21 protein-coding genes and 1 riboswitch are annotated in these 24,864 nt (G+C 55.4%); of the genes, 10 read left to right on the forward strand and 11 right to left on the reverse strand.

Annotated features, from left to right (window positions below):
• Positions 1 to 39: 39 nt before the first annotated feature.
• A complete protein-coding gene (gene leuE, locus AACX78_RS00205) occupies positions 40 to 678 on the forward strand; it encodes a leucine efflux protein LeuE (protein ID WP_159165061.1) in 639 nt (212 codons plus the stop codon).
• A gap of 130 nt (positions 679 to 808) precedes the next feature.
• Positions 809 to 1,417, forward strand: a complete 609-nt coding sequence (locus AACX78_RS00210; protein ID WP_159165062.1) for a hypothetical protein — start codon at positions 809 to 811, stop codon at positions 1,415 to 1,417.
• Between the two features lie 52 nt (positions 1,418 to 1,469).
• Here AACX78_RS00210 and AACX78_RS00215 read toward each other — a convergent pair whose 3' ends face one another.
• The 5 genes from AACX78_RS00215 to ecpA form a co-directional block, all read right to left on the reverse strand.
• A complete protein-coding gene (locus AACX78_RS00215) occupies positions 1,470 to 2,144 on the reverse strand; it encodes a fimbria/pilus periplasmic chaperone (protein WP_159165063.1) in 675 nt (224 codons plus the stop codon).
• Positions 2,145 to 2,159: 15 nt separating this feature from the next.
• Positions 2,160 to 3,764, reverse strand: coding sequence for a hypothetical protein (locus tag AACX78_RS00220; RefSeq protein ID WP_159165064.1), 1,605 nt, complete (start codon positions 3,762 to 3,764; stop codon positions 2,160 to 2,162).
• A gap of 11 nt (positions 3,765 to 3,775) precedes the next feature.
• Positions 3,776 to 6,223 (reverse strand): fimbrial biogenesis outer membrane usher protein, encoded by a 2,448-nt coding sequence (locus AACX78_RS00225; RefSeq protein ID WP_159165065.1) that lies wholly within the window; start codon positions 6,221 to 6,223, stop codon positions 3,776 to 3,778.
• Positions 6,224 to 6,321: 98 nt separating this feature from the next.
• Complete coding sequence (locus AACX78_RS00230) at positions 6,322 to 6,984, reverse strand: EcpB family pilus assembly chaperone (RefSeq protein WP_159165066.1); 663 nt, start codon at positions 6,982 to 6,984, stop codon at positions 6,322 to 6,324.
• Positions 6,985 to 7,049: 65 nt separating this feature from the next.
• Entirely contained in the window at positions 7,050 to 7,613 is a 564-nt protein-coding gene (gene ecpA / locus AACX78_RS00235) for a common pilus major fimbrillin subunit EcpA (protein ID WP_159165067.1), read from the reverse strand.
• A gap of 564 nt (positions 7,614 to 8,177) precedes the next feature.
• Between ecpA and AACX78_RS00240 the strand changes: the two genes are divergently transcribed.
• Positions 8,178 to 8,801, forward strand: a complete 624-nt coding sequence (locus AACX78_RS00240) for a response regulator transcription factor (protein WP_159165068.1) — start codon at positions 8,178 to 8,180, stop codon at positions 8,799 to 8,801.
• Positions 8,802 to 8,806: 5 nt separating this feature from the next.
• Entirely contained in the window at positions 8,807 to 12,388 is a 3,582-nt protein-coding gene (locus AACX78_RS00245) for an ATP-binding protein (protein WP_159167408.1), read from the forward strand.
• 34 nt (positions 12,389 to 12,422) lie between these two features.
• On the opposite strand, the gene AACX78_RS00250 is transcribed toward AACX78_RS00245, so the two are convergent.
• A complete protein-coding gene (locus AACX78_RS00250) occupies positions 12,423 to 12,863 on the reverse strand; it encodes a hypothetical protein (RefSeq protein WP_159165069.1) in 441 nt (146 codons plus the stop codon).
• Positions 12,864 to 13,036: 173 nt separating this feature from the next.
• On the opposite strand from AACX78_RS00250, the gene AACX78_RS00255 reads away from it, so the two are divergent.
• From AACX78_RS00255 to AACX78_RS00265, 3 genes are all read left to right on the forward strand, one after another.
• Positions 13,037 to 14,710 (forward strand): sensor histidine kinase, encoded by a 1,674-nt coding sequence (locus AACX78_RS00255; protein WP_201302739.1) that lies wholly within the window; start codon positions 13,037 to 13,039, stop codon positions 14,708 to 14,710.
• Entirely contained in the window at positions 14,704 to 15,435 is a 732-nt protein-coding gene (locus AACX78_RS00260; RefSeq protein ID WP_159165070.1) for a LytR/AlgR family response regulator transcription factor, read from the forward strand. The genes AACX78_RS00255 and AACX78_RS00260 overlap by 7 nt, the downstream gene beginning before the upstream one ends.
• A 109-nt stretch (positions 15,436 to 15,544) precedes the next feature.
• Complete coding sequence (locus AACX78_RS00265) at positions 15,545 to 16,741, forward strand: L-lactate MFS transporter (protein WP_005321675.1); 1,197 nt, start codon at positions 15,545 to 15,547, stop codon at positions 16,739 to 16,741.
• 79 nt (positions 16,742 to 16,820) lie between these two features.
• Here AACX78_RS00265 and AACX78_RS00270 read toward each other — a convergent pair whose 3' ends face one another.
• From AACX78_RS00270 to AACX78_RS00285, 4 genes are all read right to left on the reverse strand, one after another.
• Entirely contained in the window at positions 16,821 to 17,945 is a 1,125-nt protein-coding gene (locus AACX78_RS00270) for a 5-(carboxyamino)imidazole ribonucleotide synthase (RefSeq protein ID WP_159165071.1), read from the reverse strand.
• Entirely contained in the window at positions 17,942 to 18,451 is a 510-nt protein-coding gene (purE, locus tag AACX78_RS00275; RefSeq protein ID WP_017412961.1) for a 5-(carboxyamino)imidazole ribonucleotide mutase, read from the reverse strand. The genes AACX78_RS00270 and purE overlap by 4 nt, the downstream gene beginning before the upstream one ends.
• Positions 18,452 to 18,513: 62 nt before the next feature.
• A complete protein-coding gene (locus AACX78_RS00280) occupies positions 18,514 to 18,816 on the reverse strand; it encodes a P-II family nitrogen regulator (protein ID WP_159165072.1) in 303 nt (100 codons plus the stop codon).
• A gap of 5 nt (positions 18,817 to 18,821) precedes the next feature.
• A complete protein-coding gene (locus AACX78_RS00285; RefSeq protein WP_005321662.1) occupies positions 18,822 to 19,748 on the reverse strand; it encodes a sodium-dependent bicarbonate transport family permease in 927 nt (308 codons plus the stop codon).
• 111 nt (positions 19,749 to 19,859) lie between these two features.
• On the opposite strand from AACX78_RS00285, the gene AACX78_RS00290 reads away from it, so the two are divergent.
• The 3 genes from AACX78_RS00290 (at position 19,860) to murI (ending at position 23,801) form a co-directional block, all read left to right on the forward strand.
• Entirely contained in the window at positions 19,860 to 20,762 is a 903-nt protein-coding gene (locus AACX78_RS00290) for a LysR family transcriptional regulator (RefSeq protein ID WP_005321658.1), read from the forward strand.
• 36 nt (positions 20,763 to 20,798) lie between these two features.
• Positions 20,799 to 20,976, forward strand: a riboswitch (cobalamin riboswitch).
• Positions 20,977 to 21,028: 52 nt separating this feature from the next.
• Positions 21,029 to 22,903: a TonB-dependent receptor domain-containing protein gene (locus AACX78_RS00295; protein WP_159165073.1), complete on the forward strand. Its 1,875-nt coding sequence runs from the start codon at positions 21,029 to 21,031 to the stop codon at positions 22,901 to 22,903.
• A 106-nt stretch (positions 22,904 to 23,009) separates the two neighbouring features.
• On the forward strand, positions 23,010 to 23,801 hold the full coding sequence (gene murI, locus AACX78_RS00300; RefSeq protein ID WP_159165074.1) for a glutamate racemase: 792 nt from the start codon (positions 23,010 to 23,012) through the stop codon (positions 23,799 to 23,801).
• An 18-nt stretch (positions 23,802 to 23,819) separates the two neighbouring features.
• Here murI and AACX78_RS00305 read toward each other — a convergent pair whose 3' ends face one another.
• The gene (locus AACX78_RS00305; protein ID WP_005321648.1) at positions 23,820 to 24,311 is read right to left on the reverse strand and encodes an RNA recognition motif domain-containing protein; all 492 of its coding nucleotides are present in this window, start codon (positions 24,309 to 24,311) and stop codon (positions 23,820 to 23,822) included.
• Positions 24,312 to 24,864: the final 553 nt, after the last annotated feature.

Genomic DNA, 24,864 nt, shown 5'->3' on the forward strand with positions numbered 1-24,864 from the left:
GGGCTGCCTGCCTGTTCTTGTTTGCTGGCGAGGTGGAAGATGTTTGAGAGCCTGGGTGTCGTCAATGTCTGGACCTATCTGGTCGGTCTCTTCTTTATCATCATAGCGCCGGGCCCCAACTCCCTTTATGTGCTGCGCACCGGCGCGAGCCGTGGCGTAGGTCCCGGTTATCGGGCGGCGCTCGGCGTCTTCGTCGGTGATGCCATCCTGATCTTCTGTGCCTACCTTGGGGTGGCCTCTCTCATCCGTACCACGCCCCTGCTGTTTACTCTGGTGCGCTACCTCGGCGCCATCTACCTGCTCTATCTGGGGGTGAAGATACTGCACGCCAATTTTGTCGCCAAGCGGGAAGAGCAGGAGTCGGTGGTGGACCCGGGCGAGCGTTACTTCTCCAAGGCGCTGACCTTGAGCCTCACCAATCCCAAGGCGATCCTGTTTTACGTCTCCTTCTTCGTGCAGTTCATCGATTTCAACTATGCCCACACCTGGCTCTCCTACCTGGTGCTGGCTGGCATGCTGGAAGCCATGAGCTTCGTCTATCTGACCCTGCTGATCTTCGGCGGCACCCTGATGGCCCGCTTCTTCTGCCAGCGACAAACCGCTGCCCGCCTCGGCAATGGCCTCATCGGCCTCTTCTTCATGGGATTTGCCGCGAGGCTGGCGACACTGTCGTCCTGAGCTTTTTCGATAGCTCTACCTGATGATGCCGGGGGGCCAGCCGCGTAAGACCATTCTGAAACTGGCTGGCTACCCTTGTTAGGGGACTGACGACCTGATCCAATAGGGGTTTTTGGATCCCGTTTCACCCATGGTGCGTCAATCTCTACTGCTGCTGGTCATGTTGACCACGACCCCCTTTTCAGCGGCCACTGAAACCTTCTCGTTCCAGAGTTACCAGCAGGGCATGCTGCGTATGACTTTGATAAGTCCGAGTCTGGATGGGGAATTGCTGCTGCGCCGTGGTGAACAGTTTGAGCCTCTGAACAACATAGTACTGGAACGGCTTTTCACTTTGCGGGTGGCACTGCCCTGCCAATGGCTGACAGACGGCAGCATTCTCTATTGGTCTTTACCGGGTCGACCGCTGCTCAGTGCAACCATTCCTGCCCAGTCCTGCGTGACTGCACCTTCGGCGCCAACGCCACTCCCACCGGTTCTGGTATATGAAAAGCAGGGTAAATGTCTGATCGACACAGGTGGGAATACCTTGTGGCGAGTGGCAACCGAGCTTGCTAAACGCAATCGAGCCAGTATTTACCAGAACATCTACGCTATTTTTGTCACCAACAAGCCAGCTTTTGCCGGCGAGGACATCCACCGCTTGCGCAGTCGCAGGCTCTATTGCCCCGATCCCGCACTTGTTGACCATATAGAGCCAGAGCATGCCAGCCGGATGTTCAAAGAGACGGTCAGATAGGTGCGGGAGAAGGCGTTCTCTTGACCGCAAGTTCTTTAGTCGAGAGCAAGGGTTAATCTGGCCAGCAGTCCTTGCCAACTGCGATGAAGCGTGACTGATAGACGATCAGCTTCTGGTTGCCGGACTGACTAATCTTGGTGTTGCGATAGGTCTCGCCGGGCAGCAGGTACTTGCTGTCGGCTTCAATGTCAGACTGCTCACAGCCTTGTTTGACCATAAACTCGAAGTAGGTATTGCCGGTGTTGATGATGCTCCCTTCTGTCTGATTGAGCTGGTATTGAAAATGGACCTGGCGTGGGCGAACCACCAGAATGGACTGCATCTCTATCTTTACGTCCACCATACCTTTACGGCTCTTATTGTCATGACCTGCGACTTGGGCGGCTGGCGACTCGATGAAGGTGACCCGGTAGTAGCGCTCCTGATCGTCGGCAACCCCCTTATAGTAGAATTTGACGTTTTGCTGCTGTTTGGAATGCAGTACGAAGCGCTTGGGCGCATAAAGCAGCTCTCCCGGAGGCATGGCCAGCAGTTGCCCACTGGCCGTAGGGTTGCTGATCTTGGCCGCGCGAACCTCATAGATTTTGGGCGTGGTGCCATTGTTGGTTACGGTACGAGCCATGAACTCGTCTGTGTATTCAAGCTCGGCAGTCATGGGACCTATATCGATGGCGCTCACTGGCGACGCCAGTAAACATGTCAGTGTCAGCAGAGCTCTATAACGCATCCTCAACTCCCCAACCTATAACCAGATACCACGGATGGTAATGGTACCACTTTGCTGCGCGTTTCCTTCCCACATATCGCCAGTCGTGGTGCGCTGCGTCATGGGATCCGTGAGATCAAATTCGAGTGTCAGTGTATAGAAGCGGCTAAGTCCCGTGTCCCCGTTGGGATCTGTCCACTCAAAGGGGGGCTGACTATCCATAATCTGCAGTGAACGGATATTGACAGGGGTGCTGTCACAGCGGATCGGGTGTTTATAAGCCAGCCCGTACAGGGTTGAATTAAACCGCAGCCGAGTTGGCACAGGTACGGCGTTTTCCGCAGTTGTCTGACCGGTGGGGTAGAAGGTGCAGTGACCCTGATAGGGGCTCCCGCTATCTTGTGTTACCGAGATATTCAGGATATTGGCACTGCTTGGACCGCTGTCTGAAATATTGTAGGGAAAACTAAGAATATCCTCACCAATTTTTCCTTCCCGAGAGGGAGAGGCAGTCCCCTCGGCAGATAGAATTGAAACACTAAACATCCGTGGTTTTATAATAATCTCTGCGCTGGCACCAAATTCATAATAGCCACTCTCAGGGGCAAGGGTGTTGCGCATTGAAAAATCAATAAGATCTCGTGTTGAGATATTTGAAATATCTAATTCGGTCATGGCTTTTAGTAGTCTGGGTGACAAAAAAAGATATATCGTGTTGTAACCCTTTAATGCTTCTAGCGTCATCTCACTTGTATAATTTGTCCATGATGTTTTGTTAACGCTAAAGCGTAAGTCACTTGAAGATATTCGTGTCGACAATAGGCTTGTTTTAATTTTTGGGTTAATGCGGGCGCTCGACAGGTTGATACTGTTATATTGTAGTTCATAATTCACAAACGCACAGATGGCACCATCAATATTATTTACTCTAGCAGTCTCACAGCCATGTGACCCTGGTAGAACTACGGGGGTACCATTACTGTCGATGGTCAGCTCACTGAGTATATTATTCGGCGACAACCGCAAGTGGCCTACCTTTGTATGTTTTTGCTCACCCTTGCGCCAATATCCATTTGCTTGGTCCTTGCAGCGAGCGCCAGCCAGTGCATCATATATGACTCTGGTATAGCATGCATTCACGGTACGAGTGAGGACAGAGCCTACTTCCATATTCCGTAAGTATGTGTAAAAACTCGGACTTAATATTGCATTTGTCCAACCGCTTGCCGCCCCCATTAGACCGTAGAACCCTTTTTCATCAACGACTTGTGGTCTATTAAGTGCGTGGCTTTCGTTATCGCAATCTGCATAGCCGAGTATGCAACGCTGAGTTATATAAGGAAAGCGAATCGGACCATCATCCCACATATCTAGGTTATAACGATGTATGCCCCAAGCACCTACCAAACTGCCGTAACCTAGACTCACTTGTCGAGTGCCTTTTAATGATGTCCAACTATTTCCCCCTGTTATTCTGGGCGAAAGATTAGTAATTGGTTGAACAAAAACGTTGGTGTCGACGTTGTTTTCAACGAAGAGAATATTTGTTGCTGATGCGCCTTCAGCAATAGGCGTTAATGCGGCGAATGAAGGGCTCATGTTAAAAGAAAGAGTCATGGCAATTAATATTTTCTTACTCATTGTTTTCATTTTCAGTATTTTCCTATGCTGGCGTAAGTTGGCAGACCACGACAGATCACATCGCCCATCCAGACGGCGCCACTCTGTTGCGCCAGATCCAGTTCGGCTTCGCAGAATTCGTTGCCATGTTGGAAGCTCAATACCGGATTGGCCTTGTCCACATCCAGCGAAAATTCGCCGGCCTCATTGGTGACTGTGGTGCCGATATGGTTGTCGATCCTGGCGTTGGCGATCACGCTGCCATCTTCGGCGCGTATGACGCCAAAGACTGTGACCATCTCCTTGATCGAACTGGCGGCATCCAGCCTGGCCACGTTACCGGGAAACAGGGTGTAGCGCTGCTTGCCAGTATTGATGTCATAGCTGTCTTTGGTGGTCTTGCTGTTGAGCAGCTCCACTTCGTACTCCTGAAAGGGAGAGAGGGCGACAAAGGTCTTGCTGCCTTCGAGCGAGTACTCCTGGCCATTGATCTTGGCGAGCATCTTGCCCTCCCTGCCCATGCCGGTGTCGATCAGCAAGCCGGAGCCGGATCGGTTCTGGCTGGAGGCCAGGACCTCATCTCCTGTGGTGATGACAGCACCACGCGCAATCAGGTTGCCGTTCACATTGCCACCCGAGCTGCGACCCAAGGTCAGGGTGCCACCCGTCATGCTGTTTTCAAAACCCAGGGTACCGGAGAGGGATGGTTTACTGTTTTCCATGCCGTTGATGACTTTTTCAGTGTTGAAGGACGCCGTATTGATGAAGCCTTCCATGCGTTTCTGATAACTGAGGTTGGCTGTGGTGTAGCCCTGCTTATTACTGCTCATGCCCAGGCTAAACAGGTTGTCGAACGGGATCGAATAGTCCAGCGTTATGCTCTTGTTGTTGAACCCGCTCAGGACTGCGCTGTTGCTCTGCAGGCTGGCACGCAACCCCAGTTGACCATAACGACCGGTATAGAGGCCTTGATAATAATCGACATAACTGCGGTCGCTCTCTTGCTCACGGTCATAAGTGGTGTTGAACGAGAGAACCCCAAGTTTGTCATACCAGCCCCCCAGGTTGATGTTGATGCCGGCGGTATAGAGATCCATGGTGGCTGTGGTCAGCTTGCTGCCTGTGTCGAGCTTCTCCTGGCTGAGCCAGAGCGACAGGTTGTCATGTACCTGAGCTGTTATGCTGGACGAAATCCGCCAGGATGCGTCCGAAGCTAGCATGCCCTGCAGCTGGGTGCTTACCCTGTCGGTCAGTTGCCAGCTGGCTTTGCTCTCGCTGACCAGGGCATCCTTGAAGCCATACCCAGTCAGGGTCAGGTTGGTGGTCTCGAAGGTACGTGCCAATGACAACCCCAGCAGGGGTGAGCGGGAACCATCCAGGCTCATTTCCATCAGCCCGCCCCAGGATTGCCAGCCCCACTCCTGATCGAAGCCCAGGCTGTTGCCGAGTTTGGTGACGCGCTGGTTGCTGGATTCTGTCAGCCGGCCATCGATATGGATCTCGACCGTGATGCTGTAAGAGCCATAGGGGAAGCGGCTGGTATCAATGCGGTGGTTGCCTATCGAAAAGTTCTGCAGGCTGATCAGTTTGCCATCCCGATAGACCCGAACCTCGCCTGCAGAGGGCATGAAGACCTGGATCGGGGTGGTGGATTCGCTCTCATTGACGATACGTGAGAGGGCCTGATTGCCGTAAGAAATCCCGTAGATCCGGCCTGCATTCAGGGCTGATACCCCTCCTAGCGTCTGGAGATCCCAGGTCGATACCATACCGGTCGCAAAACGGCGATCCTCGATATCTCGCTCATACATGGCGCGATAAAGGGTGCCGCTCTGGTTCGTTTCCCCCAGATTGTAGAGAGAACCATCAAGGTCCAGATGGTGTTCACTGTACCCCACCAGAGTGTTCAGCTGGGCGAAGTTGGTGCTGGTGCTGCCCGCCTGACGACTGTTGGCAAAGGAGTAGCCGACGTTATAGCGGCTGACGCTGGTCAGTGCTTCAACGGAGGGCGTCAGGCTAGCTTTTGTGGTGTCGGCTTGCTTCTCGCCAAAGGCAGCCTTGGTGACCTTTATGGTCAGCAGCATGGCGATCAGATCCAGCTGCATGGTGGCGCTGTCGTTGATGACCAGCCGCCCGTCGCTGGAGAAGGTGCGCAGCTGATTCTGTTGCAACAGATCCACCAGTTCCTTGCGCAGGGCCACATCGCTTTTGCCCTGATTGAAGTCCAGATTCAGCAGGTGCAGTGCGCCGTTCTGCAAGATCAGTGTGGCGTTGCCGATGGATTCTTCGGTGGTGGTGTCGAGCGATAGTGCCTGATCTTGATATTGAAGCATGACTGGCACGGCAATGCCGTCTGCAAGTGCGCTGGCAAAGCTGGCAGGAATGATGATATTGGCAATTTTGAGTGGTGACGATGCGCTGGCCGATGCTGACATCATGATCAGCAATGCGGCTGGCAACAGGCAGGTTATTTTCAACATATCAACATATCCACATCATTTACCATGGCTTCACATTCCGACCAAACAACACAGCACTCCTTCCAAGGGATGATAAAGGCAGTAACAGAACAGCCGCGTTATTTGACGACGATGAATTCCTGACCCAACCAAAGACCGATATGGCTCTTTTGGTGTGAGATGTTGACCTTTTTAAAGTGGCGCTGTTTGCCTGGCAGGTCGTAATAGGTTTCCTTGCATTGCTCCTGGCTCTGTTTCAGGCAAGTGCCATAAGCAATGGTCCGGTATGAGGCATTTCCTTTATTGGTCAGGATGCCACCTTGCAGGGTGTAATCGAATTGCTGCTGGCGGGGGGTAACCACTAGGATGGTGCCTATCTGGGCAGAGGTGGTGGCGACTGCCTGACGGCTTTCATTGCGCTGTTCGTCCATCGACAAGGCGGTGTCCAGCCAGCGAATGCGGTAGTAACGTTCCTTGCCATCCTGTGGACCCTTGTAAAAGAAACGCACGTTGTTCTTGGTATTTGCGGGGAGCATCAATCGGCTGGGTGATAGCATCAGCTCACCATCTATCTCCATCGGCATCTCCTGTCCGCCCTCTTCCGGTGAGGATATGCGAGACACAGATATGGTGATCAGCCTGGCTTGATCGCTCTCATTCGCGATCTCCTTGGAAACGTCCTCGTTGCCTGCATCAATAAAAGTGGTAACCGAGCCGACGTTGATTGCCTGGCTGATTCCGGGAATAAACAGCATCCATGCCACTAGTATTTTCAAGTTCATGCGACCTCCATGAAACTATAAAGGGCCCTTATGGGAAGGGCCCCTGATTACCTTTGCCGAAACAATTAGGACCAGTTGGCAACGAACTCAACGCTGACTTCACCGCTCCACAGACCGTCTGGCAGGGTGTCAAAGGCTGCATCTGTACCTGCGTTGGTTGCGCTATCGATGATGAAGGTGAAGGCACCTTGTGCAGTCACATCCGCGCCGTAGTCTTGGGCTATGGGGGAGAGGTTCCCGCCGTTAATGCCGGCTGCCGTATCGATCAGAGTCGAGTAGGTAGTTGTGTTGACGGGTGCACCGGCCCACAGTACGCCGACATCGACGGTGGAGTTGCCACTCAGGTGATTCAGGGTGCCATTCAGCTTCTTGGCCTTCAGGGTAAAGTCGGTCGCAGTGGGATCACCCTTGATGGCGACGTCGAACAGGCCGTCGATGGTATTGAAACCCTTGACCCCTTCGGCGTACTGGAAGGAGAGGCTGTTGAGCGGGGTGACAACCAGTGCAGAGGTGGTATCTTTTTTCGCTGTGGCTTTCCAAGTCGCCGTAGATGATGCTTGTACGGCAGCATAAGAGGCGGTAGTAAAGCCGAGGCCAACGATAGTCAGTGCAATGAGAGTCTTTTTCATGTTGATGTATTCCATATGTATTTTTAAAAGCAGCAGTAGGCCACTCGTGTTTTTTCCGAGGTGTATTCGTTTACCCCCCCCCTCGAATCATCGTTCGCCAAGGGTGATGCAGAACATTAGGACTAACGTCAATCTGGCCTGCCGAACGCCGATAAAGATAACTTTTTGACCTGTTTGAATCGATTTAATTATGAGTAGGAAAAATCCTAAAGGGTGCTTGTTACGTACAACTCCGGGTAGATAAAAATGTAAATGCTATCCGCATCAAATTTTTTCATTTAACTATTTGTTTTTTAGATGTTTTACTGCTTACCTTGTCAAGGTGTTGACACCGAGTTTGGGTGAGCTTGAGTAAGCGGCAGAATGGGTGGGCAGGTCGCAAAGAGGATTTATTAACTTGTTGATAGTTATCTGAAATATTCATTCTTACATAATCGGCAAGGGACTTTGCTGTTAATGATTTTTAATTGATTAACATGTTATTAACGTAGGGCTATCGTATGGTGATGTTGTGACATTATAGTTATCATACGCCAAATAAAATTACTCAATGATAGGTTGCATATGGCAAAAATATTAATAGTTGATGATCACCCTGCGATACGAATGGCAGTTAATATTTTGCTGGAACAGGATGGTCATCATATTGTTGCTGAGGTAGATAATGGTGTCGATGCCATCGTTGCTGCTAAAAAGCATCAACCTGATATTATTGTTCTGGATATTGGCATCCCAAAGCTGGATGGCATAGAGGTGATAAAAAGAATAAAGGCCTTGAATATAGGAATCAAGGTTGTAATTCTTTCTGCACAGGCGACTCATCATATCATGGTACGTTGCCTGCAGGCCGACGCTGATGGGTTTATGTCTAAGCTTGATGATCTTTCACTATTAAAAAGTATGCTTTCACAGATAGAAAATGGTCAGGTTTGTTTTCCTAGAGATGTTATTACTGGTGCCAGAGATGCTTTTATACTTGATAAGGATAGGCTGCTGTCTTCCCTCTCAAATCGTGAGATGAGTGTACTCATGCATATATGCCAAGGCCATACAAATAAGAAAATTGCGGAACACATGCTACTGAGCGAGAAGACGGTAAGTACTTACAAAACTCGCTTGATGCAGAAGCTCAATGTAACCAACATGATCGATCTGATCAGCCTCGCCAAGCGGCAAGAATTGATGTGAGCAAAATGAAACTACTCCCGGTATTGCTCGTCTGCCTCTGCTCATTCTTCACTTCTGCTCATGAGCTGGGAGATGATTTATTACATGTCTATGCACGGAACGACAGTGAGTCTCTCGGGCAACAGACACTTCCCTTGCATGCCGATGACTGGTTGTGGTTACGTAATCGTGACCAGTTGATTCTTGGGGTTCCAAAGCCAGATGATCCCCCTCTGGATATCACCTTGCGCTCTGATGCCTATGAAGGTATTACTGCTGACATGATTGGTATGCTGAGCCATCTACTGAACATCGATATAGTAGTGAAAACTCTTCCATCACGGGCAGAAGCCATTGATGCGCTAAAGCGGGGAGAAATAGATCTCTTAAGCTCATCAAACTCCTATGAGGAGGATCAGCAACTATTATTAACCAATAGATATATCGCCGATGATCCTGCTATATATAAAAGCATTCATGTTCCAGAGCAGGATATAAAAACGGTAGCTGTTCCGCGTTATTACTTGCCCGCTATTGCAATTAAACGCTACCTGCCAAATGTGAAAATAAAAACATACCCTTCTCGATACAGTGCTATATCAGCCGTATCATATGGCCAAGTTGATGCCGTCATGGTGGATATGATTTCCGGGAATTTCATTGTCAATAAATTTTACCAAGACAGCATTCAACTACTAAAGCCCTTGTATGTGGATACTCATGGTTTTTCATTCGCGCTGGAGAAACAGAATCGGCGTCTCAAGAAAATCATTGATGTTGCTCTACATAGGATATTGGATGGCAAGCGTGACGAAATAGCCAAGCGTTGGAGCGGGGGGGGACTCTCTATCGATGCCAAGAAGATCGGGCTGACCCGTAGTCAGTGGGTATGGCTGGGGCAGAAGAGGACAATCCGGATCGCTGTTAACAGCGGCGTACCACCGCTGAGTTTTCTTGATGTCAATGGTACCTTGCATGGTGTGGTTGCTGATCTCATTCAGGTTCTGAGAGCAAAACTAGACGTCGAAATAGAAGCTGTACCGGTCAAGACGCCCAAACATATGTTACAGCTACTGGATGATGGGAACGTGGATGCAGCGGTAATGAGTCCATCTGCAGAACGTAAGCAGCGCTATCTATTCGGCAGGGCTTTTGCGCTTGATCCTCTGTCTTATGTTGTTGGCGTGAAGCATGGGGTGACAGAGCCTGAGAGTCTAATCAAGTTTGGGACTGTGGCCATCGTCAAAGGTTTTATCGCTACACAAGCCATATATAAGGCATATGGTAAAATGACAACTCGCTCCTTTGATCGCATTGAAGACGCGTTGCGCTGTGTCGCAACGGGGGTATGCGATGTAGCCATAGTACCTCTACGGGTTGCCAAGTATTACATCAATAGCAAGTTTCCCGATAGCTTGCTTATCACAGGCGAATTGTTTGAGTCAGTTCCTATTGGTGCTTCATTTGTTGTTTCTTATGAAAACCAAATGCTGCGTAATATTCTCGACAAGGTGGTGGCAACCATACCCCCAGATGAGTTGGAAGGGCTCTCCAACCGCTGGCGTGTCAGTCCTCAGAAAGAGGCCATCACTTGGCAGGAGTTTGTTCGGGAGTTTGGGATCTTCATTTCGCTGATCCTGTTGCTGACCATCTGGGTCAGCTTGTGGGGCCTATCCCTGCGCAAACAGATGCGTGAACGCCGACTCGCGGAGGAGGCGTTGAATGCTCAACTCAAGTTTATTGAAGACCTGGTGGATGGTACACCTCATCCTATTTATGCCAGGGATCAGTCTGGGCAACTGATCCTTTGCAATAGCAGTTATGCGAGTTTCTTTGGTGAACCCAAAGACAATCTGTTGGGGGGCAACTTGGATTCGGATCGTGAACGATGGCCTTTTCTTGCACCCTTGTTTACCGAGCTTGTTGTTGCTTGCGAAGAGCGGAGGGTGCAAGAGGGTGATCATCGTCTGGTTATGGCAAGAGGGGAGGTGGATGTCTATCACTGGGTTCAGCCTTATTTCGATCGGGATGGCAAGGTACAGGGTGGAATTGGCGGCTGGATCGATGTAAGCGAGCGTTTGCGTCTGCTTGACGAACTGGCCGTGGCAAGCCAGGAGGCGCAAGAGGCCAATCGTGCCAAGTCGACATTTTTGGCCACCATGAGCCATGAAATTCGTACCCCCATGAATGCCATCATCGGCTTGCTGGAACTGACCCTGAGGCGAGATCGTCTGCATGAGGAGGATAAGGCCTCGCTCTCTATCGCACATGGTTCGGCAGCAGATCTGCTATCCCTGATCGGCGACATTCTCGACATCTCCAAAATAGAGTCGGGTCGGCTCGAGCTGGTACCAGAACCTCATGATATTGTGGCCTTGACCGAATCGGTCGTTACCGTCTTCAATGCCTTGGCCAGACAGAAGAACCTGCAACTGGAGCTGGTTGTGGGTGCGTCACACTGGGTTCAGATAGATGGACTCTGCTACAAGCAGGTTGTCTCCAATTTGATCAGCAATGCCATCAAGTACACGGACAAAGGATCGGTTCGGGTGGAATTATTGTCACGGATTAGTGACGGTTGGTGCACCTTGCAACTGGCTGTCAGAGATACCGGGATAGGAATAGATCCGATGGAGCAAGAAAAGTTGTTCCATCCCTTCTATCAGGCCAGTCAGCCCAAACATATCGAGCAGTCAGGTACTGGTCTGGGGCTGATGATCAGCCGTTCTCTCTGTGAATTGATGGGTGGGTCACTGTTGCTTGAGAGCGAGCCGGGTCGTGGTACTAGTGTCTTGATAGAAATGAAACTCCCTCTGACTGATGCTGTGGAGCTAGTTCCGTCAGCTGAACTTGGCAACACAACAAGAAGCGATCGGCGGTTGCAGGTAATGGTTGTGGATGATCACCCCACCAATCGGTTGCTGATCAGCCAGCAACTGGCCTATTTGGGGCATGAAGCCCAAGCGGTCGAGTCAGGTGATCAGGCATTGAGACTTTCTGCTAAATACCCGTTTGATGTCATCATCACCGACTTCAACATGCCAGGTATGAACGGGTTTGAGTTTACTCGTCAGTATCGGGCGCGGGAACACCACAATGGGATACGGCGTTGTGTGATTCTAGGTTTGACGGCTGATGCTCGTCAGGAGCAGGTGAGTGAGGGCTATCTTGCTGGTATGGATGACTGCTTGTTCAAACCAGTTGGGTTGGAAGAACTCGGTCATTGCTTACATAGATACATGCAGCGTGAAGAGCAAGCAGATATTGCAACTTGCATGCAGGAAATCAAACATTGTCTCGGGCCTCTGACTGGCAATCAACCTGCATTGATAATGCCTCTACTGACAGCATTTATCAGTGCCAGCCATGACGATCTCCTGGGATTAGAACAAGCCGCTGATGTGCAAGATGTGCCACAGTTTCTGGATTATGTTCATCGCTTGAAAGGTGGCGCCAGAATCATGGGGGCCTCACAACTGGTTAAGGCCTGCGGCGAGGCTGAGTCCGATGAGCTGGATTCATTGGCTTTACCCTTGGCGTTGGAACGTTTGCAACGAAGCTATGAGGTGGTCAGGTTGGCAATTGTGCAGCTTCAGGAGGCTGAGTAAGGATAAAGGCATGACAAGCATGCCTTTACAATTTTCAGTCATGCCAATACACCATCAATTCATAGGCGGCCTCACCAATCTGGTTTGGCCGGACTGAGGCAGCCTCATAGCCAAGATAGTAGTGGGTGGCTTGTTCCAGTATCAGTGGGTGATTGGCTGGCAACAGCTGCCCATTGATTGTCAGCTGTATATCAGTACCGGCCTCTTGTGGCAGGCGGCCATATAGCTTGCGGGCTTGCAGCTGATAGGTGGTATTGAAATCCGGACTGCTGATATTGGCAGCCAGGGTATGGGTGGGATGCCGCGCCTGATTTGAATTGACGGGTTGAAGGCCTGGATGGGTGAGCGCTATTTCCATCCTGGTATCTTTACTGGCAATGGCCGGCAAGTTGAGCTGACGGGTTTGGGTATCGGCCTGTGCGGCTGAACCACAGCACCCAAGCAGTAACGCCACCAGAATTCCTTTCTGAGACATATGATCCTCTCCTGGATATAGAAGTTACTCCCGTTGGCAGGAGTGTTTATTTATCGGCCCTCCAACCGAGAAGCTTAGTATGGATCCAGTTATTCGAAATGAGCTGACACTGGATACGGGGTATGATCCCGCGCCTTGGTGCATATCTTCTTCATTGATACGGGATCCCTGTTTTGCTCGAAAATCAGATGATGTTGTTGGCGGTGTTTGAACGGGCGGCGCTGATGCTGATGACCCTGTTCTTTCTGACCCGTACAAGACCGTTCCAGCGGCTGTTCCAGAAGCGTGATCACACCCCGGCCGAGCTGGTGCTGGTCGCCTCCATCTTCGGCCTGTTCGCCGTGTTCAGTACCTATACCGGCATTCCGGTGGAGGGGGCGCTGATCAACGTGCGGATCATCGCCATCATTTCGGGTGGTATCCTGTTCGGCCCCTGGGTCGGCATTCCGGCCGGAGTCATCTCGGGCCTGCACCGCTACCTCATCGACATGTATGGTCACACCTCGATCCCCTGTCTCATCGCCAGCATCATTGCCGGTCTGCTCGCCACCTGGTTGCACCTGCGCTGCCGCAAGTCGCGACTCTGGCTCTACGGCATACTGGCGGGCATGTTGTGCGAGGGGCTGACCATGTTGCTGATCTGGCTGTTGACCGAACCCCATGAGGTGGGGGTGGAGATCGTCAGCCACATCGCCTATCCGATGATCGCCGGGGCACTCTGTATCGGCCTCATCATCAAGCTGGTGCAGGATCTGGATGACGAGAAGGAGCTGATTGCCGCCAAGCAGGCCAAGCTGGCGCTGGATATCGCCAACAAGACGCTGCCCTTCTTCCAGAAGGTCGATCGCCACTCCCTTGGCCAGGTGTGCGGCGTCATCTGCAATGAGATCCATGCCGATGCGGTAGCCATCACAGATACCCGCGACGTGCTGGCCTACGTGGGGGTGGGTAAGGATTACTACGCGCTGGACGAGCACCACGCCATCAGCGACATGACCCAGCGGGCCGTGCTGCTGGACCAGATCATCATCAACAACGATCTGCGCCAGTATCACCTTTCCGATTTTCACTCTGTCATCATCATTCCGCTGCGGGAAAACGGCGCCGTCAGCGGCACCCTCAAGATCTACTATCGCCGCACCCACAGCATTACCAGTTCTCTGCGAGAGATGGCGGTGGGCCTCTCCCAGCTCATCTCCACCCAGATGGAGGTGTCGCGCATCGAGCAGTTGAAAGAGATGACCCGCAAGGCGGAGTTCACCGCCCTGCAGAGCAAGATCAACCCGCACTTCCTGTTCAATGCCCTCAACGCCATCTCATCCTTGATCCGCATTCGCCCCCAGCAGGCGCGCCAGCTCATTGCCAATCTGGCGGACTATCTGCGCTACAACCTCAACAAGGGGGACGAGCTCATCGACATTCAGGAGGAGCTGCAGCAGGTGCGCGATTACATCGCCATCGAGCAGGCCCGCTTCGGCGACAAACTGGAGGTGGTGTTCGAGGTGGACGATGTGCACATCCAGGTACCGAGCCTGCTGTTGCAGCCGCTGGTGGAAAACGCCATTCTGCACGGCATCCAGCCCCGCAGCGCCCCGGGCCGGGTCACCATCGAGGTGAAACAGCTGGCGGGTGGCATTCGGGTGGCTGTGCGCGATACCGGTTACGGCATCAGTCAGGCGGTGATCGATGGCGTGGCCGCCGGTCGGGTGGAGAGCCGCAGCATAGGCCTGATGAACGTTCATCAGCGGGTCAAGCTGTTGTACGGTGACGGCCTGCAGCTAAGGCGGCTGGAACCGGGTACCGAAGTCTGTTTCTATCTGCCGGATCAGGAGGCGATGCCATGTTGAAAGCCATTATTGTCGAAGATGAATATCTGGCCCGGGAGGAGTTGGCCTATCTGGTGGGCCAGCACAGCCAGATTGAGATAGTGGCGAGTTTCGATGACGGGCTGGAGGCCTTCAAATACCTGCAGGATCACGAGGTGGACGTGGTGTTTCTGGATATCCAGATCCCCTCCATCGATGGCCTGCTGCTGGCCAAGAACCTGCACAAGTCGAGCCATCCGCCCCACATCGTCTTCGTCACCGCCTACAAGGAGTTTGCGGTGGAAGCGTTCGAGCTGGAGGCGTTCGACTATATCCTCAAGCCCTACAACGAGCCGCGCATCATCAATCTGCTGCAAAAGCTCGAGCTGGCGGGCAAGTCTCAGCCGATGCAGGGTGTCGAGGGGAGCAGCCCGCAGAATCGCACCGTCAATCTGGTGAAGGGGGAGCGCATCATAGTCACCCCCTGCGAGCAGATCTACTACGCGGAAGCGGACGAGAAGCTGACCTATGTCTATACCCGCACCGATCGCTACGTGATGACCATGACCATCAGCGAGTTTGTCAGCCGGCTGCCGGCGGAGGGCTTCTTCCGCTGTCACCGCTCCTACTGCGTCAACATCAACAAGATCCGCGAGATAGTGCCATGGTTCAACAGTACCTATCTCATCCGGCTCCATGATCTGCCGTTCGAGGTGCCGGTCAGTCGCAGCAACATCAAGGCGTTCCGTCAGCTGATGCGGCTCTGATTGTCATTCATTCCTGCCGATCTGCATTTCATGCCTTAATCGGTCGGTGCGAGCTGCGTCTTGCCTATAGTGGCCTCAATTTCCTTAAGGCCATCGACCGAGACGCATCATGACCAAAGAGATGAACCGCACCCGCTATCTGACCCTGATAGGTACCATCATTACCCAGTTTGCGCTGGGTTCCGTCTACACCTGGAGCCTGTTCAACGCCCAGCTCTCCGACAAGCTGGACGAGCCGGTCAGCCAGGTGGCGTTTGCCTTCGGTCTGCTCAGCCTGTCGCTGGCGGTCGCCTCTTCCATGGCGGGCAAGTTGCAGGAGCGGTTCGGGGTGCGCAATGTCACCCTGGGGGCCGGCGTGCTGCTCGGTATCGGCTTCTTCCTCACCGCCCACGCCAGCAATCTGGCCATGCTCTACCTCTGCGCCGGTATTCTTGTGGGGTTTGCCGACGGTACCGGCTACCTGATGACGCTCTCCAACTGCGTGAAGTGGTTCCCGGAGCGCAAGGGGCTTATCTCCGCCTGCTCCATCGGTGCCTATGGCCTGGGCAGCCTCGGCTTCAAGTACATCAACCTGCTGCTGCTCTCCAACAACGGCCTGGAAGCGACCTTCCAGCTGTGGGGGCTGATCGCCATGTCCATGGTGCTGGTTGGCGGAATGCTGATGAAGGATGCACCCAAGCAGGCCGCTTCGGCGCAGCAAACCGAGAGCCGTGATTTCACCCTGGCCGAGGCGATGCGCAAGCCGCAGTACTGGATGCTGGCGCTGATGTTCCTCACCGCCTGCATGAGCGGCCTCTACGTCATCGGCGTGGCCAAGGATATCGGCGAGAACATGGTGGGTCTGTCGACTGCGGTGGCTGCCAATGCGGTTGCGGTGATCGCCATGGCCAACCTGGGTGGTCGACTGGTGCTGGGCATTCTGTCTGACAAGATGTCCCGCATCCGGGTTATCACCATAGCCCAGCTGATCACCCTCGGTGGCATGGGATTGCTGCTGTTCGTGCCGCTCAATGCCAACCTCTTCTTCGTGGCGGTGGCCTGCGTGGCCTTCAGCTTCGGCGGTACCATCACAGTCTACCCCTCCCTGGTGAGCGACTTCTTCGGTCTCAACAACCTGACCAAGAACTATGGCGTCATCTATCTGGGCTTTGGTCTGGGCAGCATCATAGGCTCCATCGTGGCCTCCTTGTTCGGCGGCTTCATGGCGACCTTCAACCTGATCCTGGTGCTGATGGTGGTGGCCCTGGTGCTCTCCCTGACCATCCGCTTGCCGGCCCCTGTCGCGGTATCTGTCGACAGGGCCTGATCCCTTATTCCATTGTGATGACAGCATGAAAAAGAAGACCCGGGCTTGGCCCGGGTTTTTGCATTCAAGGGAGTGCAGCTCAGCGTGGGGGCAGCCCCAGCAGGCTGCGCACATGGCGGCTAGTATCCTCCACCGTGGGCCAGTCACGGCCTGTGATGGTGACATGACCCATCTTGCGGCTGGGGCGAGCCTCGCCCTTGCCATAGAGATGCAGGTGTACTCCGGGCAGGGCCAGCACCCCTTCCCAGTCTGGTGTGCCCCCGTGCCAGAGATCCCCGAGCAGATTGAGCAGGATGGCGGGCCGCACTTCGGCTTTCTCGGGCAAGGGGAGATCGCACAGGGCGCGCACCTGCAACTCGAACTGGCTGCACTCGGCATTGTCGAGGCTGGGGTGACCCGAGTTGTGGGGGCGGGGCGCCATCTCGTTGACCAACAGCCGCCCTTCCACCAGAAAAAACTCCACCGTCAGCACGCCGACGTAGTCGAGCACCGCGATCAGCCGCTCGGCGATATCTTTCGCCTCAGCCTCCAGCGCAGGGACATTTGCCGGGGAGCGGGTTTGATCGAGAATGCCGCCACTGTGCCAGTTCTGCACCAGAGGCAGGGCGCTGATGGCACCGCTCGGGCTGCGGGCCAGGGTGAGGGCAAACTCCCCCTCCAGCGGCAGGCGTTTTTCCAGTACGCAAGGTACGCCGCTGGCGGTCAAGGCCGCCTGCAAGGCGCTGGGGTCGGAAATCGTCCACTGGCCTTTGCCGTCGTATCCCTCGCGGGCGGTCTTGAGGATGGCGGGGAACAGCTCCGCACCCAGAGGGGGTAGTGACTCATCCGGCAGCAGAGTCAGGTGGGGGGCGACCGGGATGTCAGCCCCGCGCAGAAAGGCCTTCTCCTCGCGCCTATCCTGACAGATGCGCACCGCGCTGGCGGCTGGCCGCACCGGTTTTTGTTTTTCCAGCAGGGCGAGAGTGGCGGCGGGCACGTTCTCGAATTCGCAGCTGATGGCGGCGCAGCGGCTGGCCAGATCGTGCAGGGCTGCCTGGTCGTCATAGGGGGCGACAATATGGTGATCGGCTGCGGCACCGGCGATGCTGGCGGGGTCGGGATCCAGCACCACCACCTTGTAGCCGAGGCGGTGGGCGGCCATCACGAAGTAGCGGCCAAGCTGGCCACCGCCGAGCATGCCCAGGGTGGCGGGTGGCAGTATCATGCCGGGTCCTCCAGTTGCAGCGCCAGCACCCGGTCACGCTCGTTGGCGCGGAAGTCGTCGAGCTGTTGCTGGTAGCGGGGGGCATCGCCATCCAGGGTGACTGACAGCAATGAGACCGCGAACAGGGCGGCGTTGGCGGCCCCCGCCTCGCCGATGGCGAAGGTGGCGACCGGCACCCCCTTGGGCATCTGCACTATGGAGAGCAGGGAGTCCATCCCCTTGAGGTGGCGCGAGGGGATGGGGACCCCCAGTACGGGCACAGTGGTCTTGGCGGCGACCATGCCCGGCAGATGGGCGGCGCCACCGGCTCCGGCGATGATGGCCCGCAGGCCGCGGTCGCGGGCGCTGGCGGCATACTCGAACAGCAGGTCCGGGGTGCGGTGGGCCGAGACCACCCGCGCTTCGTAGGGCACGCCGTGTTCCTTGAGGATGCGGGCTGCCGCCTGCAGCACGGGCCAGTCGGAGTCGGAGCCCATTACTAGGCCGATCAGGGGAGGGGTGTTCATTTGTCTGGTTCCTTGCTGTTAAACGTTTGCTTTCGGTAAACAAAAAGAGCCGGCAAGCCGGCTCAGAATTTCTCGGGTCGCACGATTTCGACCGATTGCAGAAAAGCGATCATGGCGTAGTCGGGGTAGTAGCGACTCTGCAGGTGGGCGAGTAGTCGTTCCGCCTGCTCGCGGCTGCAAATCGCCTCCAGCCTGATGTTGGCGCTCTCGCTCCAGCTGGCGTTGCGCTCGCCGTGATCGCCTCGTCCGCGTGCATCCGTGATGGTGTAGCCCCGCAGCCCTTCCCGGGTCAGGGTGCGCAGCAGGGTGGGTTCCAGATTTGCTTCCGTGATGACGGTCAGCAGGGTACGGGTCTCGGTCTGCATGATGGCTACTCCGTGAAGTGGCGGGCCCAGCTGTGGTAGAGCGGGATCCCCAGCATGATGTTGAAGGGGAAGGTTACGCCCAGCACGGCGCTGAGGGACAACCCCGGGTTGGCCTGGGGCACGGCGATGCGCAAGGTCGCTGGCACGGCAATATAGGAGGCGCTGGCCGCCAGGGTGGCCAGCAGGGTGAGTCCGCCAAGGGAGAGCCCCATCAGCTTGCCGACCGTCAACCCCAGTCCTGCCGAGGCGAGCGGCATCAGCAGGGCGAAGCCGAGCAGAAACAGGCCATGGCGGCGCAGATCCTGGCACTGGCGTGCCACTATCAAACCCATCTCAAGCAGGAACAGGGCGAGCGCTCCTTTGAACAGATCCACAAAAAGGGGTTTGAGGGGGGCTATGCCTTGCGGCCCGGCCAGATAGCCGATGGCCATGCCACCGAGCAGCAGAGTCACCCCCTTGCCGAGGAAAGTTTCATGGGCCAGCATGCGCCAGCGGGTCTGGCGGCTCACCCCGCGCGCCAGCATTATGCCCACCAGGATGGCCGGGATTTCCATCACAGCCAGGAAGATGGATAGCTGGGATTCGAAGCTGATGCCGCGCTCGGTGAGCCAGTTTACCCCGACCGCAAAGGTCGCAACGCTGACCGAGCCGTAGTGGGCTGCGGTGGCAGCGGCATCGATCCGGTTCATCTTTATGCGCAACAGGGCAAAGCCTGCCAGGGTTTGCACCACACCGAGCAGTATCACCAGGGCGAGTTGTGGCAGCAGTGGCAACAAGGATTGCTGGGCCAGGCCCACACCGCCTTTGAGGCCGATGGCCAGCAGCAGGAAGAGGGAGAGGGTGTCATAGAGTGCGGGGGGCAACTTGAGCTCGGATCGCACCAGACCGGCCAGCAGGCCAAACAGGAAAAAGAGTACAACAACATCCAGCATGAGGGGTCGCAGGAGGCAATTCACAGGGTGCTTGCATGCTAGAGTGCATGATGCTTCGATAAAATCAGATTTTGATTGATGATTGTTCGGCAAAAACTGATAGGAACCCGGATGCTCAACTACAAACAACTCTATTACTTCTGGCATGTGGCGCGCAGCGGCAGCGTGACACGGGCCGCCGAACAGCTTCATCTCACTCCGCAAACCATCAGTGGTCAGGTCGCGGAGCTGGAGCTGTCTCTCGGGGTGGCGCTGTTCAGCCGGGAGGGGAGGCGGCTCGTCTTGACGGCTGCGGGGCGCCAGGCACTTGAGCAGGCCGGCGCCATCTTTTCGCTGGGGGCCGAGCTGGAACACACCCTGCGCCACGCCAGCCAGGAGCTGACCATGCAGGTGGGGATTGCCGACTCGGTGCCTCGCACCCTGGCGTTTGAGCTGCTGGCACCGGCCATGGCGCTGGCGACGCCGGTGCGGTTGATCTGCCATGAAGAGCGGGCCGAGCAGCTATTCAGCGAGCTGGCCAGACACAAGCTGGATATGGTGCTGATCGATCGCCCACTGCCACCAGATAGTGGCGTACGTGGCTACAACCATGAACTGGGACGCAGCCCGCTGGCACTGTTTGCAAGTCCGGCGCTGGCGGCTCGTGCCCGTTCGGGGTTTCCCGCCTCTTTGGAAGGGCTGCCGCTGCTTATCCCCGGCGAGAAGTCGGCGACCCATGATCGGCTGCTGGCCTGGTATCGCCAGCAGGGCATACATCCCCATCTGGTCGGCCAGTTTGACGACTCGACCCTGATGAAGTCGTTCGGCAAGGCGGGCATGGGGATCTTTCCCGCCCCCCTTGCGATGCGTGACGAGATTGAGCGCCTCTATGGTGTCGAGCGGATTGCCACCTTGCCCGAGGTCACGCTCTCCTATTATCTGGTCTCTGCTGGCCGTCACCTCTCCCATCCCGGTGTACAGGCGGTGATGGAGGGAGCCAGGCAGCGACTGGTAGAGCTGGAAAAGCAGAAATAGAAATCTGGATGGCTATACATCCAATCTGGCTCTGCCTATAATCCCCTCCGCTTTGGCGCATCATGCTTAATAGGGAATCCGGTGAAAATCCGGAGCTGGCGCGCAGCGGTAAGGGGGAACGAAGCGACATCAGGGCACTGCCGTCAGGTGGGAAGCCGTCGCCGTAGGCCATCAGCCCCCCAGCCCGAAGACCTGCCAAAGTTCGTATTTCGGGCCGAGAGAAACCGGCCACGAAGTAGATGCTTACGCGAACTTAAGGATCTCTCATGTCCAAGAAATTATTGGTGGCTGCCCTGTTGCCAACGGCGGCCTTCGCCCAGACGACCATCCCCGTCAATCCTACCATGGTGGTGACCGCAACCCGCGTAGCCCAACCTGCCTCCAGCGTACTTGCCCCGGTCAATGTAGTGACCCGGGACGAGATCGACCGTCTGCAAGCCCAGACCGTGACCGATGTGGTCAAGACCCTGCCCGGCGTGGAAGTGGTGAGCAATGGCGGCCGTGGCCAGCTTAGCTCGCTGCGGGTGCGTGGCGGTACCTCTTCCCAGACCCTGGTGCTGGTGGACGGGGTGCGTAGCGCCTCCCTGACCGCCGGGATGACGGAGCTCAACAACCTGCCGCTCAACCAGGTGGAGCGCATCGAATATATCCGCGGTGCGCGTGCCACTATCTATGGTTCGGATGCCATCGGCGGGGTGATCAACATCATCACCCGTCCCGATCCTGCGACCAACAAGCACAAATTCAATGTCGGTGCCGGCTCTCACAAACAGCGCCAGGCCGCCTTCAGCAGCGCCAGCCAGATCGGCGAAGCTGGCCAGCTCAAGGTTGCCGGGGGCTTCGATGACGAGACCGGCTACAACGTCCACCCCATCGCAGGGGTGAACGATGGCGACAAGCACGGTCACCGGGGCTATAACGCCATGCTGGACTATCAGCATGCGCTGACCGGCAACTGGGATCTGTTCGGCACGACCCGCTGGTTCCGCAACATTGCCCAGTACGACCGATCGTCCGCCGCTTCTGCCTGGGGCCCGGCCTACCATCAGCGCAACGAAACCTGGACCGAGAATCAGAGCTACCAGCTGGGGTCTCGTTATCACGACGAGCGTTACCTGAGCGAACTGCGCGGCGCCTTCTCCAAACAGGATGCCTACGACTACCCGGACAGCAGCGGCCGCGATCAGGCCACTGACCGAATCTATACCCGTCAGTACACCCTGAACTGGGTCAACAACGTCAAGCTGGACGAGAACTGGACCCTGGGTGGCGGCGCCGACTGGCAGCGCGACATGCTGGATGCTAGTTCCCGCTCCTCCGGTACCGCCTTCCCGAGCGATGCCGACGAGCGTGACAACACCGGGCTCTATGCTCTGGCCCAGTTTGACAACCAGACGTGGCAGGCTGAGCTGAGCGGTCGCAGTGACGACAACAAACAGTTTGGTCGTCACAACACCTGGCAGACCGGGGCTGGTTGGCGCTTTGCGGAGGATTATCGCCTCAGTGCCCGTTACGGCACTGGCTTCCGCGCCCCCTCCTTTAATGACCTCTACTACCCGAGCTCAGGCAACCCTGACTTGAAGCCGGAAGAGTCGAAGAGCCGTGAGCTGATGCTCGATGGCCAGACTGCCGGCGTCGAGTGGCGTGTGACCGGTTATCGCAACGACTTCGAGCAGATGATCCAGTGGGCACCCACTAATCCAAGTGATTCCAACAGCCTCTGGAGCCCTCAAAACGTTGGCAAGGCGCGGATCGAGGGTATCGAGCTGGAAGGGGAATTTGACACCGGCTGGCTGAGCCACCGGGTCTCTGCCGAGTACAAGGATCCCAAGGACAAGGTGACCGACAAACAGCTGCAGCTGATCTCCCGCAAGGGCGCCAAGTGGGTGACCCAGGCACAGTGGCAGCAGCTCGATGGCTCCCTGAGCTGGATCTATCAGGGCGAGCGCTATGGTGATGCGGCCAACACGACCCAGCTGGGTGGCTACAGTGTCTGGAACCTGGCAGTGGGTTATCAGGTCGCGCCTTCCTGGAAGGTTTCCGGCAAGATCAACAACCTGCTGGACAAGGAGTACCAGACTGCGGTGGGCTACCCGGCCGACGAGCGTGCCTATTACGTGACGGTCGACTACTCACTCTGATCTCGACCGTGATTGTATAAATGAGGGGCCCTGCCATTGGCAGGGCCTTTTCTATTGGCGGCAGGCGGGAGTATGATCGCTGCCTTGCACCAAAGGGGGAGGTCAGGTGGCCAATATTCTAGTGTTCGACTCCGGCATGGGTGGCTTGACCATCTATCGCGAGATCCGCCGTGCGCTGCCGGCATACAACTACTTTTATTGTTTTGACAATGCCAACTTCCCCTATGGTGAGCTGAGCGAGTCAGCGTTGATTGCTGCCTGCACCCGTCTGGTCAGTCACATGGTGGCCGAGCATGCCATCGATCTGGTGGTGATTGCCTGCAACACGGCCAGCACCATAGCCCTGCCATCCTTGCGTGCCGCCCTGACCATTCCAGTTGTCGGCGTGGTGCCTGCCATCAAACCGGCTGCAGCCCTGACCCGCAATGGGTGTATCGGCCTGCTGGCGACCCCGGGCACCGTCAGCCGTGAATATACTCATCACCTCATTACCCAGTTTGCCCCGGGCAAGCGGGTGTTGCTCAAGGGTGCGACTGAACTGGTGATCGAAGCCGAGCACAAGCTGGCGGGACGGCCGGTAAACATGGCGCTGTTGCAGGAGGTGCTGATGGACTGGATGGAAGGAGAGGAAAGGCCGGATACCCTGGTGCTGGGTTGCACCCACTTCCCGTTGCTCAATGACGAGATCCGGCAATTGATGCCAGGATGTCAGCTGGTGGATTCAGGGAGCGCTGTAGCAAGACGGGTGACACATCTATTGGCTACCGTGGCTGAGCGGCCTTCACAAGCCGTGGTGCAGGCCAGGGCATATTGCACCCGACTGGATGCACAAGCCCAAAAATTGACAGCCCCCTTGCAAGCTTGGGGGCTGTCATCACTCGAAGAGGTGCGGTACTAACTCGTGACCGCCAGGGGATCAGGCATCGACTTCGCTGCCTTCTCTCTCATCTTTATCCCGCTTGTCGTTGGCTTCACGTACCTTGAGGGTACGCTGCTGATACTCCTTGTCATTGAGCACGGCGATGGCCTTGGCGGCATCGGCGGCTGGCATCTCCACAAAACCAAACCCTCTGCGTTTGCCGGTGGCCTTGTCCTTCATCAGACGGACAGAGATCACCTGTCCCTGTTCGGCAAACAGTTCGCGCACGGCAATCTCGTTGGCGCGATACGGCAGGTTGCCTACATATAAGGTGCAAGTCTCTTGGCCGGAGGCCAGCTCGCCTGCTGCGGCAGGTGTCCGTTTAAGGAACAGCGGCACGATGAAACCACCGATGGCCAGACCCACAGCAAAAATCACTTCGGCTTTCAAAGAAAACTGCAGAGCCTGGGCAACCAGATAACCAACCAGCGCCAACACCAGGGCAAGGATGGCAGCCTGCACATAAACGGGAAACTTGGATAAATTCATCTTTAAAGACCTTTTGTAAATGAAAGCAAAAAAGGTGCAACACTCTATTCACCTCCATGGTAACCAGCTTTCCAGCCGGGCGCTACCATGGACCACTTGGGACACATTATCCGTTCCAGTATGGCATTCCCCAATGGGGGAAGGCGCACTTAAATGACGATAAAACAGGACTGAAATCATCAGGTTGTGGATAACACTGTATATATACACTGAGTAAGCTGTTTCTAATTGGATAATTTGAAGTTTCCGTGACTTTCTTCAAAAAAAGCCTTGTCATCGTGATCCTGCTCCCTATAATGCGCCCCTACCAGCACGGCGGAACACGCCAACCTGATGAGCCAGCTTCCTCGCGAAGCCGGCGCCGAAAGAAAAGCGAAAACAACCGCTTGACTTTCGAAGTGAGGAGTGTAATATGCGCCTCCTCAACGCGACAAGCGTGACGCTCTTTAACAATTTGAATCAAGCAATCTGTGTGGGCACTCACAGCATCGAACATCAAACAATTTTGTTGATTTTCAATGTCTGGTGAAGTGACCAAGACGATTTCTTAGCA

Origin of the sequence: Aeromonas sp. 9A (genome assembly GCF_963900955.1) — a bacterium.
GTDB lineage: Bacteria > Pseudomonadota > Gammaproteobacteria > Enterobacterales > Aeromonadaceae > Aeromonas > Aeromonas salmonicida.